The sequence below is a fragment of the Streptomyces sp. A18 genome (assembly GCF_059026065.1).
On record NZ_JBWLKL010000010.1, the window covers coordinates 167,435 to 183,292 of the forward strand.

The 15,858-nt window shown below is 72.7% G+C and carries 12 protein-coding genes; 3 read left to right on the forward strand and 9 right to left on the reverse strand.

Annotation, left to right across the window (positions count from 1 at the left end):
* Positions 1-17: 17 nt before the first annotated feature.
* The gene (locus AC5P1C_RS18740) at positions 18-1,742 is read left to right on the forward strand and encodes a DUF885 domain-containing protein (RefSeq protein WP_493866994.1); all 1,725 of its coding nucleotides are present in this window, start codon (positions 18-20) and stop codon (positions 1,740-1,742) included.
* Between the two features lie 24 nt (positions 1,743-1,766).
* On the opposite strand, the gene AC5P1C_RS18745 is transcribed toward AC5P1C_RS18740, so the two are convergent.
* A complete protein-coding gene (locus AC5P1C_RS18745; protein ID WP_493866995.1) occupies positions 1,767-2,612 on the reverse strand; it encodes an SDR family oxidoreductase in 846 nt (281 codons plus the stop codon).
* 59 nt (positions 2,613-2,671) lie between these two features.
* Positions 2,672-3,220 carry a rhodanese-like domain-containing protein gene (locus AC5P1C_RS18750; RefSeq protein ID WP_493866996.1) on the reverse strand — a complete coding sequence of 183 codons (549 nt, stop codon included), beginning with the start codon at positions 3,218-3,220 and terminating at the stop codon, positions 2,672-2,674.
* Positions 3,221-3,314: 94 nt separating this feature from the next.
* Here AC5P1C_RS18750 and AC5P1C_RS18755 point away from each other — a divergent pair, with 94 nt between their 5' ends.
* On the forward strand, positions 3,315-3,761 hold the full coding sequence (locus AC5P1C_RS18755) for an Lrp/AsnC family transcriptional regulator (RefSeq protein ID WP_493866997.1): 447 nt from the start codon (positions 3,315-3,317) through the stop codon (positions 3,759-3,761).
* A gap of 47 nt (positions 3,762-3,808) precedes the next feature.
* Here AC5P1C_RS18755 and AC5P1C_RS18760 read toward each other — a convergent pair whose 3' ends face one another.
* From AC5P1C_RS18760 to AC5P1C_RS18770, 3 genes are all read right to left on the reverse strand, one after another.
* Entirely contained in the window at positions 3,809-6,880 is a 3,072-nt protein-coding gene (locus AC5P1C_RS18760; protein ID WP_493866998.1) for an AAA family ATPase, read from the reverse strand.
* A complete protein-coding gene (locus AC5P1C_RS18765) occupies positions 6,877-8,040 on the reverse strand; it encodes an exonuclease SbcCD subunit D (protein WP_493866999.1) in 1,164 nt (387 codons plus the stop codon). The genes AC5P1C_RS18760 and AC5P1C_RS18765 overlap by 4 nt, the downstream gene beginning before the upstream one ends.
* Before the next feature lie 126 nt (positions 8,041-8,166).
* Positions 8,167-9,342 (reverse strand): DUF6777 domain-containing protein, encoded by a 1,176-nt coding sequence (locus AC5P1C_RS18770; RefSeq protein ID WP_493867000.1) that lies wholly within the window; start codon positions 9,340-9,342, stop codon positions 8,167-8,169.
* Positions 9,343-9,679: 337 nt separating this feature from the next.
* Between AC5P1C_RS18770 and AC5P1C_RS18775 the strand changes: the two genes are divergently transcribed.
* A complete protein-coding gene (locus tag AC5P1C_RS18775; RefSeq protein WP_493867098.1) occupies positions 9,680-10,879 on the forward strand; it encodes a streptophobe family protein in 1,200 nt (399 codons plus the stop codon).
* Here the strand turns inward: AC5P1C_RS18775 and AC5P1C_RS18780 are convergent.
* The 4 genes from AC5P1C_RS18780 to AC5P1C_RS18795 form a co-directional block, all read right to left on the reverse strand.
* Complete coding sequence (locus AC5P1C_RS18780) at positions 10,876-11,898, reverse strand: serine/threonine-protein kinase (RefSeq protein ID WP_493867001.1); 1,023 nt, start codon at positions 11,896-11,898, stop codon at positions 10,876-10,878. The two genes, AC5P1C_RS18775 and AC5P1C_RS18780, sit on opposite strands and share 4 nt — an antisense overlap.
* Complete coding sequence (locus tag AC5P1C_RS18785) at positions 11,898-12,731, reverse strand: hypothetical protein (RefSeq protein ID WP_493867002.1); 834 nt, start codon at positions 12,729-12,731, stop codon at positions 11,898-11,900. The genes AC5P1C_RS18780 and AC5P1C_RS18785 overlap by 1 nt, the downstream gene beginning before the upstream one ends.
* A 14-nt stretch (positions 12,732-12,745) precedes the next feature.
* A complete protein-coding gene (locus AC5P1C_RS18790) occupies positions 12,746-15,112 on the reverse strand; it encodes an FHA domain-containing protein (protein WP_493867003.1) in 2,367 nt (788 codons plus the stop codon).
* A gap of 79 nt (positions 15,113-15,191) precedes the next feature.
* The gene (locus tag AC5P1C_RS18795) at positions 15,192-15,818 is read right to left on the reverse strand and encodes a YigZ family protein (RefSeq protein WP_493867004.1); all 627 of its coding nucleotides are present in this window, start codon (positions 15,816-15,818) and stop codon (positions 15,192-15,194) included.
* Positions 15,819-15,858: the final 40 nt, after the last annotated feature.

Here is a 15,858-nt window from a genome sequence, read left to right on the forward strand (position 1 = left end):
CGTACGAGGATGGCCGCATGTCAGACACCAAGATCACGAGCTCGAACAATAGTGAGAGCAGGAGCCAGCTGCCTCGCCAGGTCGCCGACGCCTACGTCGACGAGCTGATCGCCCTCGACCCCATCAGCGGCACGTATCTCGGCGTCAAAGCGAGCCACAGCAAGCTCCCCGACACCTCACCGGCGGGTCAGGAAGCCGTCGCGGAGCTGGCCCGCACGACGCTCGCCCGGCTCGACGACGCGGAGCGTCAGCCCGGCGCCGACCGTGACGTCGAGCGCCGGTGCGCACGACTCCTGCGGGAGCGGCTCACCGCCGAACTCGCCGTGCACGAGGCCGATGAAGGGCTGCGCGCGGTCGGCAACCTGCACACGATCCCGCACGCGGTGCGGGAGATCTTCACCGTGACGCCGATGGAGACGGCCGAGGACTGGTCCGCGATCGCCGAACGGCTGCGTGCCGTGCCGGCCGCGTACGAGGGCTATCGCGCCTCGCTCGAACTGGGCCTGGAGCGCAAGCTGTTCGCGCCGCCGCGCCCCACCTCCGTCTTCATCGGGCAGCTCGGCGAGTGGGCGGGCCCCGGTGGCGCCGATGGCCGCGGCTGGTTCGAGGAGTTCGCCTCGGAGGGCCCTGACGCGCTACGCGCCGAACTGGACGAGGCGGCACGCGCCGCGACCGCGTCGGTCGTGGCGCTGCGCGACTGGATGCGGGACGTGTACGCGCCCGCGATCGAGGGCGCCCCCGACACCGTGGGCCGCGAACGCTACGCCCGCTGGTCCCGCTACTTCAACGGCACCGACCTGGACCTCGACGAGGCGTACGCGTACGGCTGGTCCGAGTTCCACCGGCTGCTCGGCGAGATGCGTGCCGAGGCCGAGAGGATCCTGCCCGGCGCGGCCACGCCGTGGGTGGCGCTCGCGCACCTGGACGAGCACGGGGCACACATCGAGGGCGTGGAGGAGGTGCGGGTCTGGCTCCAGGAGCTGATGGACGAGGCGATCGAGGCGCTGGACGGCACACACTTCGAACTCGCCGAGCGGGTACGGAAGGTGGAGTCCCGCATCGCGCCGCCGGGCGGCGCGGCGGCACCGTACTACTCGGGCCCGTCGGAGGACTTCTCGCGCCCAGGGCGGACGTGGCTGCCCACGATGGGCGAGACCCGCTTCCCCGTCTACGACCTGGTCTCCACCTGGTACCACGAGGGTGTGCCCGGCCATCACCTCCAGCTCGCACAGTGGGCGCACGTCGCGGAGAGCCTCTCCCGCTACCAGGCGACCATCGGCATCGTCAGCGCCAACGCGGAGGGCTGGGCGCTGTACGCCGAGCGGCTCATGGACGAACTCGGCTTCCTCACGGACGCCGAGCGCAGGCTCGGTTACCTGGACGCCCAGATGATGCGGGCGCTGCGGGTCATCGTCGACATCGGCATGCACCTGGAGCTGGAGATCCCCGCGGACTCCCCCTTCCACCCGGGCGGGCGTTGGACCCCCGACCTCGCGCAGGAGTTCTACGACGCGCACTGCAGCCGCCCCACGGAGTACGTGGCGAGCGAGATGACCCGTTACCTCTCCATCCCCGGCCAGGCCATCGGCTACAAACTGGGCGAGCGGGCCTGGCTCCTGGGGCGCGAGAACGCGCGCCGTCGGCACGGTGACGCCTTCGACGCGAAGGCGTGGCACATGGCCGCGCTGTCGCAGGGGTCGCTGGGTCTCGACGACTTGGTGGACGAATTGTCGGCGCTGTAGGCCTTCCGGGGAGGGGCAGGGGCCTCAGCGGCGGAACCCGCCCTCGGAATCAATCACCTGCCCGGTGATCCACTCGGCTTCATCGGTGGCCAGCCACGCGATGAGCCGGGCCGGGTCATCGGGCATGCCCCATCGCCCCGCCGGGAACATGGCGGCGATCGCGGCGTAGTCGTCGCCAGTCCGGTAATCCGTGTCCACCGGGCCAGGATTGACGGAGTTCACGGTCACGGCGAGGTCGGCGAGGGTCGTGGCCAGGGAGCGCGTCGCGGAGGCCAGCGCCCCCTTCTGCAGGCTGTAGGCGATCTCGTCCGGCATGCCGCCCGCGATGTCCTGCCCGGAGGTCATCATCACCACGCGCCCGCCGGGCGTACGGGGCGGGAGGCCCCCTCTCAGCCGGGCGTACGCCTGCACAAGGAGGATCACCGATCGGGTGTCCACCGCCCAGTGGGTGTCCAGCATGGCGGCGTCGATGGTGTCGAGGGTGCCGTCGTCACCGCTGACCGCGTGGTTGGCGACCAGGATGTCGATACGCCCGCCGAGCGCTTCGGCGGCCGTGGCGATCAGCTCGGCGGGCGCGGCGGGATCCCCCAGATCACCGGGCCCGTCGTGGACGAAAGCCGCCGGATCCGCGAGCACCTCGCGCACTCCGGCGACGACGTCGGCGGGCCGGTCGGCGCCCCAGGGCAGCGCGGCATCGTGCGGCACGTGATGGTGCAGATAGAGACTCGCTCCGTACGCGGCGAGGCGCCGGGCCACGGCGTATCCGATACCGCCGCGCCGGCTCGCTCCGGTGACGAGGGCGGTCCGCCCACGCAACGGCAGAGGGTCGCGCCGCAGGGCTTCGGGGGCGGGGTGCGGGAGGAGGGGCATGGCACATCATCTTGGGGGGTGGAGGGCTCGGGCGCATCTGAGTTGATGTCGGGGCCCTCTCAGCAGCCGCAGTCCTCCGCGTCCAGCGGGGCCGTCAGAGGGTCGGGGCTGCGGCGTTCGCTGCTCTCCCAGGTCTCGAACTCGAAGCCCTCGCGGGCCCAGTACTCGAAGCCGCCCAGCATCTCCTTGACCTGGAAGCCCAGTTGGGCCAGGGCCAGGGCGGCTCGGGTCGCGCCGTTGCAGCCGGGGCCCCAGCAGTACGTGACGACGGGGACCGACCTGTCGAGGAGTTGCTCGGCCTGCTCGGGGATGAGGGCCGTGGGGAGGTGGATCGCGCCGGGGATGTGTCCCTGGTCCCAGGACTCCGTCGAGCGGGAGTCGACCACGACGAAGCCGGGGTCACCGTCAGTCGCGAGCGCCGACGCGACGTCGGAGACGTCGGCGTGGAAGGCGAGGCTCGCGCCGAAGTACGCGGCGGCGACCGCCGGGGACGCGGGGGCGACGCGAAGGACGGAGTTCGGGGCGCCGGTGGCTGCGGGCGCGGTACTCGTCGCGGTCGTCGCGGTCGTCGACTCTGTGTTCGTCACCGTGTTCGTCACTGTGCTCATGGCCAGAAATTTACGGGCGGAGCCGCCGCCCAAGAAGAGCCGATCACCGGCGTAGCTCTTGATCAGCCGGGGATTCCCCTGTTACCTCTCAGGCATGACCGGTTATTCCACGGACGCCACCGACTGGCGCATCCTCGACGTCCTCCAGCGTGAGGGCCGTGCCAGCTACGCAGAGCTGGCGCGTGCCGTCTCCATGTCCCCGAGCGCCGTCACCGAACGGGTCCGCCGCCTGGAGGAGGCGGGCGTGATCCAGGGGTACGCGGCCGTGGTCGACCCGGAGCGGCTCGGGCTGCCCATCCTCGCGTTCGTGCGCCTGCGCTACCCGAACGGCCATTACAAGCCGTTCCACGACCTGGTCGAAGTGACCCCCGAGATCCTGGAGGCACACCATGTCACCGGAGACGACTGCTTCGTGATCAAGGTCGCGGCGCGCTCGATGAGCCACCTGGAGGAGGTCGCGGGAAAGATCGGCGCGCTGGGGTCCGTGACCACCAGCATCGTCTACTCCTCTCCCTTGCCGAGACGCCCGCTGGGCCGCTGAGAACCCTCAGGAACCGCCCCCGAACCCTGAGGACCTGACACGAACCCTCAGGACCCGCCCCGCTGCCGCACCACCGAACCCGCGCGCCCTTTCTCGACCTCCAGCTGAGCGTGCACGCGGCGCCGCAGGTCGGCGACGTGGCTGACGATGCCGACACTGCGGTCCCGCTCCCGCAGCGAGTCCAGGACGTCGAGCACCTCGTCGAGGGTCTGGTCGTCGAGGCTGCCGAAGCCCTCGTCGATGAAGAGCGTGTCGAGGCGTACGCCGCCCGCCTCGTCGGTGACGACGTCCGCGAGGCCGAGGGCGAGGGCGAGTGAGGCGAAGAAGGTCTCGCCGCCCGAGAGCGTGGACGTGTCGCGCTCGCGGCCCGTCCACGCGTCGACCACGTGCAGGCCCAGGCCCGAACGGCCGCGCCCCGTGCGGTCGTCGGAGTGGACGAGGGTGTAGCGGCCCGACGACATGCGTCGCAGCCGTGCGGTCGCCGCTGCGGCGACCTGTTCGAGCCGGGCGGCCAGGACATAGGACTCCAGGCGCATCTTGCGTTCGTTGTCCGCCGATGTGCCCGCGGCGAGTCCCGCGAGGCGCGCCACGCGGTCGTACTCGGCGCGCAGCGGCGCGAGCCGCCGGGCTCCGGCGGCCGACCGGTCGGAGAGCCGGTCGAGTTCGGCGCAGCGCCGGGTGGCCGCGTCGAGCGCGGAGGCGCAGGCGCGGGCCTGCCTGTCGGCGTCCTCGGCGGCCTCCTGGGCGGCTCCGAGATCGGCGGGCGGCTGCTGCGCGGCGGCGACCGCGTCGGGCTCGGCGAGGAGCGAACGCACCGCCGCCTCTTCGTTCCGCCATGCGTCGATACGGTGTTGCAGCTCGCTGTGGCGCGCGTCGTCGAGCATGGCCTCGGCCGCCGCCCTCGGCGTGTCGAACCCGGCGCGGAAGGCGGCATCGGCGAGTCGCGCGTCGGCGTCCTTGAGGCGCTGGGCGGTGTCGTCGGCGATGCGTGCGGCTTCGGCCGCCTCGGTCAGCAGCGCGGTCTGCCGCTCCAGCTGGGACGCGCGGGCCGCGACGCTGGCGCTTGCTCCCCGCGCGCGGGTCAACTCGACGTCCAGACCTGCCTGTTCGCGGTCGAGCGAGTCCCGCAGGGTGGCACGCGACGCCGCGCGCACGGCGGCCTCCTGCCGCACCGCGGCCCTGCGGTCGTACTCGCGCTCGGCCTGAGCGAGGGCTTCGCGGGCCGCGTGCAGTCCGGAGGCGCGGCTGCGGGCCTCGGCGTGTTCTCCTCGCAACGTCTCGACATATGCGGCGAGTTGCTCGACGGAGGACTCGTCCGGGACGGCCTGCGAATCCGCGGCGGCAAAATCCCCGCCGGACAAGCCCTGCGAGGCCGCCCTCGCGGCGGCCAGCGACTCGCGCACCTCACCGAGGTGCCCCTCCGCCACCGAACGCCGCTCCTCCGCCTGGCGGTGGGCGGCGAGCGCCGACTCCTCCGTGGCGCGGTCGACGTGACCCGCGGTCTTCGGGGCGGGCGCCGGGTGTTCGGTGGCTCCGCAGACCGCGCAGGGGGAGCCGTCGGCCAGACCGGCGGCCAGTTCCGCCGCGATGCCGGTGAGGCGCTGTTCCTTCAGGGTCAGCCAGTGTTCGTGGGCCGCGGTGGCACGCTCGCGTGCAGCGAGGGCCCGTTCGAACGCGGTGGCGGCCTCCTGGGTGAGCCGGTCACGGCGACGCGCCGCGTCCAACCTTCCCTGTGCGGGCTCCAGTTGGCCCGCGATGTGCTCCGCCTGCGTGGCCGCCTCCTGGGCGGACTCGATACGCTCCTGGAGTGCGGTCCGGGTCGTCTCCCAGCCGTCGAGCCAGCCCGCGGCCTCGCGCAGCAGCTCGTCGTCGGCCCGCTCCTCGCGCTCCAGGGCCGCGCGCTCCGCACCCAGTTCGGCGATGCGCCGCTCGGCGCGCCGGGCGGCGTCGAGGCCGCCGAGTTCTTCGGCGGCCTTACGCGCGGCGGCGGCTAGGCCCGACGCACCCGAGTCCGCGAACGTGGCGGGCAGCTGACCTCGGGCGCGCTCCTCTTCGGCCGCGGCCCTGCGGTGCTCCTCTTCGGTGGCCCGGCGCAGGCCGAGCGCGGGGGCGACCGTCTCGGCCTTGCGGGCACGGTCCATCCGGGTCTGCAGCTGCCGGTACTCATCCGCGCGCTCCTCAAGGCGTACGGACCGCTCCCGCGCCTGGCCGAACCGCCTTTGCAGCCGGTCGAGTTCGCGCACGTCGTCCAGAACGCGCCCCGCGGCGGCCCGCGCGGACTCGGCGGCGTCGAGGGCGCACCGGGCGATCGTGCGCCGTTCGCGGGCCGTGGTGCGGGAGACCGCGGCCCAGGCCAGGACGGACCCGGCGAGTCCCGGATCACCGGGCGCCAGTTCGGGCAGCGGCGACTCGGCGTCCTCCAGAGTGCCGCCGGCGGCCTGCTGCATCCGGTGCGCGTCGGCGAGGAGTTCCCCGTCCCCTTCCCGCACCGCGCCCTCGGCATCGCGCCGCTGCTCGGCGAGTCGCTGCTCGACCGCGGCGAACCTGCGCGTGTCGAAGAGCCGCCCGAGCAGTTTGCCGCGGGCCTCGGCATCGGCCCGCAGGAAGCGCGCGAAGTCGCCCTGGGGCAACAGCACCACCTGGCAGAACTGCTCCTTGCTCATGCCGAGCAGCTGTGTGATCTCCTCGCCGATCTCCTGGTGGGAGCGGCTGAGGTCCTTCCACTCACCGCCGTCGTCGGCTGAAGCCTCGTACTCCCGGAGCCAGCTCTGCGCCTTCTCCGTGGTCGTGCCGGTGCCGCGCTTCTTCGGGCGCTCCCACGGCGGCTGCCGGGTCACCTCCAACCGGCGCCCGGCGACGGTGAGTTCGAGGCAGACTTCCGTCCGCACGGCGGGCTGCGCGTGGTCGCTGCGCAGCGTCACGCCCTGGCCGCTGCCCTGCCGGGGTCCCGGCACCGAGCCGTACAGGCCGTAGCAGACGGCGTCCAGGACGGAGGTCTTGCCCGCGCCGGTCGGCCCGTGCAGCAGGAAGAGCCCGGACGCGGAGAGGTCGTCGAAGTCGATGTCCTGGGTGGTGCCGAAGGGGCCGAACGCGGTGATCCGGAGCCGGTGCAGCCTCATCGGGACACCTCGCGCACCGTGTCGTCGGTGCGGACGGTGTCGAACGCCGCCCGCAGCACCGCCTGTTCGCGTACGTCGGGCCCCGCGCCCCGCACATGGGTCACGAAGTCCTCCGCGATCTGCTGGTCGGTGCGGCCCTCCAGACGCTTGGCGTACGAGACGTCCGGGTCGTCGGGGGTGCGTTCCGGGTCGAAGACGAGGCTGAGGGTGTGCGGGAAGCGCCCGCAGAGGCGGGCCATGGGGTCGTCGGGGCGCACCGGGTCGGTGAGCGTCGCCTCGACCCAGGCTTCCTCGTGGCGGTCGAGCTCCGGGTCGGCGAGCAGCGTCTCGATGTCTCCGCGGATCCGGGCGAGCGCACGCGGCACCGGGCAGTCGATCCGCTCGGCCTCGATCTCCCCCGCCGCGCCGAGGTCGAGGAGCCACATGCTCTTGCGGTGCGCGGACTCGGAGAACGAGTACGGCAGCGGGGAGCCCGAGTAGCGCACGCGCTCGCTGATGGCCTGGCTGCCGTGCAGGTGCCCGAGCGCCACGTAGTCGACGCCGTCGAAGACCCCCGCCGGCACGGCGGACACGCCGCCGATCGTGATGTCGCGCTCGCTGTCGCTGGCCTCGCCGCCGGTGACGAAGGCGTGGGCGAGGACCACGGACCGGGTGCCCGGCGTCCGGGCGGCCAGGTCGGCGCGGACCCGGTCCATGGCGGCACCGAGCACCGCCTCGTGGCCCGCGCGCCGCACCCCGAACTCGTCCTTGACCAGGGCCGGTTCGAGATAGGGCAGGCCGTAGAAAGCCACGTCCCCGTGGTCGTCGGCGAGGACCACCGGTTCACCGCAGGCCGCGGGCGCGGTGCGCAGGTGGATGCCCGCACGGCCGATGAGGCCCGCGCCGACACCGAGGCGGCGCGCCGAGTCGTGGTTGCCGGAGATCATCATCGTCGGCACTCCGAGCTCCGCGAGCCGGTGCAGCGCGTCGTCGAACAGCTCGACGGCGGCGAGCGGTGGCACGGCCCTGTCGTACACGTCCCCGGACACGACGACGGCGTCCACCTCGCGCTCACGCGCCGTGGCGACGAGGTGGCCGATGAACTCGGCCTGGGCGCCGAGCATGTTCACGCGGTGGAACGCCCGGCCCAGATGCCAGTCGGACGTGTGCAGAATTCTCAAGACGCCGCTCCGGCCCGCATGCTCGCTTTCCCCTCCTGTGCCCTCGATCCAGCACCGCCCCAGCACGGGCCTCGCCGACAGCACCCACCACGCTAGCGCCTGTCGGCCCCTGCTCGATCACGAACCTCAATCCGCCACCGGCGACGACGGCGGTTGTGCGGGCTGCGAGGTGGGCGGCTGCTCCGGCTCGGAGGAGGGCGTCTGGGGTGCGGAGGGCGACGAAGCGGACGGCGAGGAGGGCTCACTGGAGGACGGGGAAGGGGGCAGGGACGTGGAGGGAGAGGGTGATGCGGACGGGTCGTTCACCGGCGGTTGTGTCTTCGTGTCACCGGCGCCGGTGTCGCCCTTGTCACGCTCGAACCACTCGCCGCTCTCCGGGTCGTACATGACGAACGCGTTCACGACCTGGGTGGAGGGCGCGACGACCACGACGTTCGACGACTGGTAGCCGGGCCACTCCTCGCCGGTCCGCTTCGGGGTGCTCTTCTGCGCGACGGGCGGCACCAGCGGGTTGCCGCAGGCGCAGCGCACGCGCGGCACACCCCGGTCGTCGACGAGTACGGCGGTGCCTGCCTGGAGGACGGCCTGATAGGCGGTGGGGGCGCCGTCGCGGTAGCCGTGGTTGGTGACGCGGGTGTCCATGCGCAGCTGTACGGGGGTGAGTGCCCGCACATACTCGGGGACGGAGGGAGGGGCGATGTCGAGCACCGAGGCGAACGCCTTGCTCTTCGCCGGGTCGCCCTGGAGGACGGTGACCTGCTTCTCCACGTCGCAGCTGCCGACCTTGCGCGTCCCGCCGTAGAGGCCTGGAGCGGCTCCGTCGACGCCGCGTGTCACATTGGCCGAGGCCGATGAGCTGGGCGGCGCGGTCGGGGACGGGGACGTGGAGTCGTCCCTGGCCGTCGACTCGGTGAAGGGGTCGGGGCCCGATTTCCCTGCGGGCTGGAGGAGGACCTCACCGGCGGAGTCCGAGGTGCCGTCGGAGCCGCCGGAGCCGTCCGGCCGGGTGAGGACGACGGTGAGCACGACCGCGGCCACGACCGCGAGGGAGATCACCGCCACGCGCGGTGCCGACCTCCACCAGGGGCGCTCCGGCTCCGAGCTCCCGCCGGGTCCCTCGTCCGGACCCCCGCCGTCCGGGGGACCTCCCGTCGGAGGCGGACCGCTCGGCGGGCCCGACGGCCGGTCGCCGCCGGGTGGCGGCGTCGAACCTGCCTGGGTCGCGCCCGGCTGCGAAGGGCCCGAGAGCGGGCCTGACGGGGGTCCTGTGGGGCGTCCTGACGACGGCGGTTCGGCGCTCACGAACACTTCTTCCCTGTGTAGGGGTCGAGGAAGTCGAGGGGATCGGGCGATGGGAGGGGGATGGGGGAATCTGCGGCGCACGGGAGCGATCCCGTTTCCGCCCGCTCCGATCGCAATATTCCGTTACGCGCCTATTGTGTGTCCCGCTCCCCGGAAGCCCGCAAGCCGACGCGGTCGGCTCTCCCGACGGGCGGGCTGCCGTGCCGCTGCTTAGCGTGACAACGTGAACGACCAGAGACCGCACGGGCGGGCAGCCGCGCAGCGCGCACCGCAGAGCCGACGCGCCCCCCACGGCTGGATCCACGCCGTCGTCGCCGTGCTGGGGGCGCTGGTGGCCATGGCCGTCGTCGCCGCGCTCGGTCTGTGGGCCGCCGGGGCGGCGGACCTGCCCGGCGGCGCGTTCCCGAGCGTCGTGGCGGCCGTCGTCGTGATGGCGGTCGGCGGCTCCGTCGGGCTCTCCGGCGACGCCGGGGGGATCGCAGGGGCGAACGCGGGGCTCTCCGTGCTCCCCCTGTCCGTGACCCTCACCGGAGCCCTGGTGATCGCCGCCGGATTCCTCAGGCCGCTGCGGCACCGGGCCGTCGCCGACGCGAAGGAACTGGGCGGATGGGCCGCGCGGTTCGCGGTGCTGTGGGTGCTGTCCCTCATCGGCCTCGGCCTGCTGGCCCGCCATACGTTCACGATCTCGCTCGGGGAGGGCGACGCGGCCGACATCGGGGATCTGCTGGGGGCGGGCTCGCCCAAGGTCGGCTTCGAGACCGACGTGCCGCTGACCATCCTGTTCGGGCTGCTGTGGCTTGCGGGTGTCCTCGCCGTGGCGCTGCTCGTGTCGCGCGGGGCCCCGCTCCCCGCGCGCCTGGTGCGCTTCCAGGAGTCGGTGCGTCCCGCGGCCTACGCGATGGTCGTGCTGCTGCTCGCGTACGTCGCCCTGGGGCTCGTCATCGGGGTGGTCGTGGCGGCCACCCGGGGGCATGCCGCCGAGACGCTCGCGGTGCTGCTGCTGGGGCTGCCCAACCTCGTCTGGCTCGCCTTCACCCTCGGGCTCGGCGCGTCCTGGGAGGGCCGGGTGGACGGGCCATTCGGACTCCCCATGCCGCGCGTCCTCGACGAGGTACTCCGCACTCCGAGCGACTCCACGCTCAGCCTGCGGACCCTCTCCGACCACGACGGCCGGGTGTGGTGGCTCCTCGTCGTCGCGGCGGTCCTGGTCCTCGGGGCCGCGTTCCTGATGGCGGCACGCTCGCCCGCCCGGATGCGGGCCTGGCAGCACGCCGTGCACATGGCGGTGGCCCTGACCCTCACCGTGCTCGCCGTCTGCCTGCTCGCCCGCCTCGACGCCCACTTCGGCCTCTCGCTCCTGGGCATCGGGGACCTGGGCGGCGGCCTCTCGGGCCTGGTGAAGCTGCATCCGCAACTGGGAACCGCACTGATCCTCGCCGTGGCATGGGGCTTGGTCACAGGCTTCATCGGCGGCCTGCTGGCACGCCGGGTCCACCGGCGAGGCGAGGTGGAGAGCGACGGACGCCCACTCTCCTAACCGGCCAGCCGCCGGAAGACGGGCCGCGCCCAGTCCGGCGGCTCCGGAGGCGCACCCTGGTCGTCCGGGGGTCCCGCGGCCGGGAGGTCCACCTGCGTGGGAGCGTGTCCCTCCGCGTTTCCCGTGACCGCGGCGCGCAGCGCGGCCACGAACTCCCGGCAGGAGCCGTACCGTTCGTCGGGCTTCTTGGCCAGCGCCTTCGCCAGGACTCCGTCGAGGGCCGGGGGAACGCCGGGGCGCTTCTCGGTGAGGCGGGGCGGCTGGTCGTACTGATGGGCCCAGAGCAGGGCCATGTCGTCGTCGCGCTGGAAGGGCGGCCCACCGGCCATGGTCTCGTGGACGACGCAGGCGAGGCTGTAGACGTCGCATCGGCCGTCCACGGGACGTCCGGAAATCTGCTCGGGCGCCACGTAGTCGAGGGTCCCGACGAACTGACCCACGGTGGTGAACCCGGTCAGCGAAAGCGACTTCTTCGTCAACCCGAAGTCCGTCAGGTAGACGTGCTCCGGGTGGTCGCTGTCGGTGCCCTTGGCCACGAGGATGTTGCCGGGCTTGACGTCGCGGTGGACGAGACCGTGATCGTGGGCGGCGTCGAGCGCGGACGCGACCTGCGCGGCGATGCGCAGGGCGGCTCCGACGGGGAGGGGCCCCGAGTCGTCGAGCAGGTGGCGCAGGTCGAGCCCGGGGACGTACCGCATGGCGATGTAGAGCACGCCGTCCGTCTCCCCCGCCTCGAAGACCGGCACGATGTGCGGATGCTCGATGGCGGCGGCCACGCGTGACTCGTGCGTGAACCGCTGCCGGAAGGTGTCGTTGCGCGCGAGCTCGGGGGCGAGCAGCTTGAGGGCGACGGTGCGGTCAAGCCGCAGGTCCTTGGCGCGATAGACGACGGCCATACCGCCGCGCCCGATCTCGCTCTCGACGCGGTACCCCGCGATCTGCTTCCCGACCAGCTCGGACGAGCGCCCGGAGTGAAGACTCGGGCTCGATGACAGGTCGTCGCGCGGTGCGGTGCCCATCAGCCGTCACCGGGCCGGGCCGGGGGATCGGGGTCGACGGTGACGGGCGGAATGCGACGGGTGGCGTCATCGCCGTACGGATCGGGGGCGGGCCCCGGATCGGGGACGGCTTCGACCACCCGCGTGGGATCCGATTCCGCCCCCTCACGGGCGTCAGCCCCCGCATCAGACACCGCTTCCACCACCCGCGTGGAACCCGGACCCGCCCCCTCACCGCCGTCATCCCCCGCATCAGACACCGCTCCCACCACCCGCGTCGGATCCGGGGCCACCGCACGTCTCCCGTCCGCCTCGTCCGCCCCGTCCGCCCCGTCCACCCCGTCCGCCCCATCCCCGTAACCATGGAAGCTCGGGCCCTCCCCCGCCGCGTACGTGCTGAGCCGTGTCCCGTCGCAGTACACCCACCGCTCGTGTTCGGCGTCGTAGAGCCACATCGACTCGCCGTCCACGACCACGCCCACGCGCAGGCCGTGCGTCCGGCCGCGGAAGGCTTCGCCGTCGCCGGCGCCGGTCGCCAGTTCCCGCGCCGCACGGCGATAGCGGCCCAGCGCCTCCTCCGCTCTCGCCAGGAGCGGGCCCGGGTCCGCCGTGCGGGTCAGGGGGTGGCCCGCCGCCGGTGGTTCGCGTGGCACCGCGATCAGGAGGCGGGAGTCGACCCAGGCCGTCCAGCCGTTCGCGCAGACGATCCGGCCCCAGTCGCCGAGCCGGTCGACCAGGTCCACCGGCAGCAGCGCGTCGAGCGGCGCCGTCGGGCGGTCCACGTCCGGCGCCTCCCAGGCGGGGAGCCCGTCCTGGGGGACGACATGTGTGGGGCGGAAGTCCGCTGTGGTCATCTCGGCCGCTCCCGCTACTTCCGCATGACCGCGGGCTCGTGCCGTCTCAGGAGCCTGGCGACCACGAAGCCGAAGACCACCGAGAGAGCCAGCAGCATGCCCATGTTGAGCAGCCAGATGCCCGCGGAGTGGCGGAAGAGCGGGTCGGACGTCAGCTCGCCCGGCACGATCCGCCCGAGCTCGATGGTCCCGGCCATCGCACCCAGCGCCCACCGCGAGGGCACGAGCCACGCCAACTGCTCCACACCGGGCACCCCGTGCAGCTTCAGGAGCGCGCCGCAGAACACCACCTGGACGATGGCGAGGAGCACGAGCAGCGGCATCGTCACCTCTTCCTTGCGCACCAGGGCCGAGACCAGGAGGCCGAGCATCATGGCCGTGAACGCGAGCAGCGCCACCGCCACGGTGATCTCGGCGAGCGGCGGCAGCAACACCCCTTCGCCACCGGGTGCGTTGAGGTCGACACCGAGCAGCGCCACCAGCGTCAGCACGACGGCCTGCAGCACGGTGATCGTTCCCAGTACGACGACCTTCGACATCAGGTACGCCGATCTGGAGAGCCCCACGGCCCGTTCGCGCCGGTAGATGACCCGCTCCTTGACCAGTTCCCGCACGGCGTTGGCCGCGCCGGTCAGGACGCCGCCCACGCAGAGGATGAGCAGCGCGTTCATCGCCGTCTCCTGCGTCAGCCTGCTCCCGGCGAGCGCGCGGGCCATGGCGCCCATCACGAACGGCAGCGCGATCATGATCGCGAGGAACGTCCGGTCGGCGCCGAGCGCGGCCGCGTACCGCCGCACGAGCGTCCGCAGTTGGGACCCCCAGCTCTGCGCCTTCGGCGGGGGCGCGAACGCGGCGGCCGGGCCCCCGGTGCCCTGCGGCACGGGCGGCTGCGCGGAGGAGTTGACGATGTACTGCTGGTGGAACGGCGAGCGCCGGTACTCCCCGGCCCAGTCCCGGTCGCGGTCTCCCTCGAAGGCCTCGAACGCCTCGGGCCACTCCTCGAAGCCGAAGAACGGCAGCGCGTCCTTCGGCGGCCCGTAGTAGGCGATCCTGCCGCCCGCCGCGAGCACGAGGAGCCGGTCGCATCCCTCGAGGCTGAGCACGCTGTGCGTGACGACGACGACCGTCCGGCCGTCGTCGGCGAGGCCGCGCAGCATGTTCATCACCGAGCGGTCCATGCCGGGGTCGAGTCCGGACGTCGGCTCGTCGAGGAAGAGCAGCGACGGCTTCGTCAGGAGTTCCAGTGCGACGCTCACGCGCTTGCGCTGGCCGCCGGAGAGGCTGTGGATGGACTGTTCCACGCGCTGTTCGAGGCCGAGTTCGCGGATGACCTCGTCGACCCTGGCCCGGCGCTCCGCCTTCTCGGTGTCCTGGGGGAAGCGCAGTTCGGCGGCGTAGCCGAGGGCCCTGCGCACGGTGAGCTGGGCGTGCAGGATGTCGTCCTGCGGCACGAGACCGATGCGCTGGCGGAGCTCGGCGTAGTCACGGTAGAGGTCGCGGCCGTCGTAGAGGACCGTGCCGTCGTCGGCGGGACGCAGGCCGGTGAGGGCGTTGAGGAGGGTGGACTTCCCGGCGCCGCTGGGACCGACGACGGCGAGCAGGCACTTCTCGCCGACCGGGAAGGAGATCTTGTCGAGGAGCGTCTTGCGGCCCCGGTCCACAGCGACCGTCAGCTCCTGGACGTCGAGCGACACCTCGCCGGTGTCGACGTATTCCTGGAGCTCGTCGCCGACGAGGCAGAACGCACGGTGGCCGACGCCGACGATGTCTCCCGGCGAGAGAGGGGCGCGGACGACCGGCTGACCGTTGAGGTAGGTGCCGTTGTGGCTGCCGAGGTCGACGATCTCGTACCTGCCGTCCGCGAGGACCCGCAGCTCGGCGTGGCGGCGGGAGACGATCAGATCGTCGACGACCAGGTCGTTGTCCGCTGCGCGGCCGATGCGGACGGTACGGGTGGGCAGCGGGCGCACGGACGTCGGCTGCCGGAAGGTGCCGGTGGCCGACGGCGTGCGGACGGCAGAGGGGCGCTCGGGAGCGGCGGGCGCCGCGGGTGGGGGCGACTCGCGCCCGATGAGCACCGCGCGCGGCCCGTCCGCGACGCTGCCGAATCGCAGGACGCTGCCGGGTCCGACGCCCCACTCGTGGATGCGCCGCCCGTCGGCGTACGTGCCGTTCGTGCTGTGTTCGTCCTCGATCGTCCAGTGGTCGAGCTCGGCGTGCAGGACGGCATGGTGCCAGGAGACGCGGGCGTCGTCGATGACGATGTCGCTCAGCGGATCGCGCCCGACGTGATAGTCCCGGCTCGGACTCATCACCGTGGAGCCGGTGTCGGTCTCGAGGACGAGTTCGGGCGCAGTCGGCGGTACAGGCCGCTCTCCCATGCCCGAATTCTACCCATTCGAACTCATTCACGCCTGGGCTCGGGCACCAGCACGGCGTCATCGAGCGCCCCGCCCGCCGTCAGGCGTCCCCGTACGCCTCTCCCCCGAGCTCGAAGACCGCGCTGCCCGCGGTCGCGTCCGCCAGCCAGGACGTGAAGGCCTCCACGTCGGCGTCGGGAAGGCCGATCTCGATGGTCACCGCGTCGCCATACCGCACGTCACGCACCTCGCGCCCCGCCGACCGCAGATCGTTCTGGATCTTGCCCGCGCGCTGGTGGTCGACCGTGACGGTCGCGAGCCTGAAGCGCCTGCGGGTCAGCGTGCCGACCGCGTCCAGCGCCTCGCCGACCGCTCCTCCGTAGGCCCTGATCAGCCCCCCGGCACCCAGCTTGACCCCGCCGTAGTAGCGGGTCACGACGGCGACGACGTACCGCATGTCGCGGCGAAGCAGCATCTGGAGCATCGGCACACCGGCGGTGCCACCGGGTTCACCGTCGTCGCTCGCCTTCTGCACCCCGGCGTCGGCCCCGATGACGTACGCGAAGCAGTTGTGCGAGGCGGACGGGTGCTCCTTGCGGATGCGCGCGACGAAGTCCTGCGCCTCCCCCTCGGTGGCCGCGGGCGCGAGGGCGCACAGGAAGCGCGAGCGGTTGATCTCGGTCTCGTGCACGGCCTCGCGGGCCACTGTGCGGTACTCGTCGTGCATCTCGCCAGGGTAGGCCCCCGCGCAGGCCACGGCCCCGGTA

Excerpts from the sequence above, each read along its gene's own strand:
- AC5P1C_RS18790 (WP_493867003.1), bottom strand. The coding sequence starts at position 15,112 with ATGGGAGAGCGGCCTGTACCGCCGACTGCGCCCGAACTCGTCCTCGAG.
- AC5P1C_RS18775 (WP_493867098.1), top strand. The coding sequence starts at position 9,680 with ATGGCCGTCGTCGCCGCGCTCGGTCTGTGGGCCGCCGGGGCGGCGGAC.
- AC5P1C_RS18785 (WP_493867002.1), bottom strand. The coding sequence starts at position 12,731 with ATGACCACAGCGGACTTCCGCCCCACACATGTCGTCCCCCAGGACGGG.
- AC5P1C_RS18780 (WP_493867001.1), bottom strand. The coding sequence starts at position 11,898 with ATGGGCACCGCACCGCGCGACGACCTGTCATCGAGCCCGAGTCTTCAC.
- AC5P1C_RS18750 (WP_493866996.1), bottom strand. The coding sequence starts at position 3,220 with ATGAGCACAGTGACGAACACGGTGACGAACACAGAGTCGACGACCGCG.
- AC5P1C_RS18740 (WP_493866994.1), top strand. The coding sequence starts at position 18 with ATGTCAGACACCAAGATCACGAGCTCGAACAATAGTGAGAGCAGGAGC.
- AC5P1C_RS18760 (WP_493866998.1), bottom strand. The coding sequence starts at position 6,880 with ATGAGGCTGCACCGGCTCCGGATCACCGCGTTCGGCCCCTTCGGCACC.
- AC5P1C_RS18745 (WP_493866995.1), bottom strand. The coding sequence starts at position 2,612 with ATGCCCCTCCTCCCGCACCCCGCCCCCGAAGCCCTGCGGCGCGACCCT.
- AC5P1C_RS18755 (WP_493866997.1), top strand. The coding sequence starts at position 3,315 with ATGACCGGTTATTCCACGGACGCCACCGACTGGCGCATCCTCGACGTC.
- AC5P1C_RS18795 (WP_493867004.1), bottom strand. The coding sequence starts at position 15,818 with ATGCACGACGAGTACCGCACAGTGGCCCGCGAGGCCGTGCACGAGACC.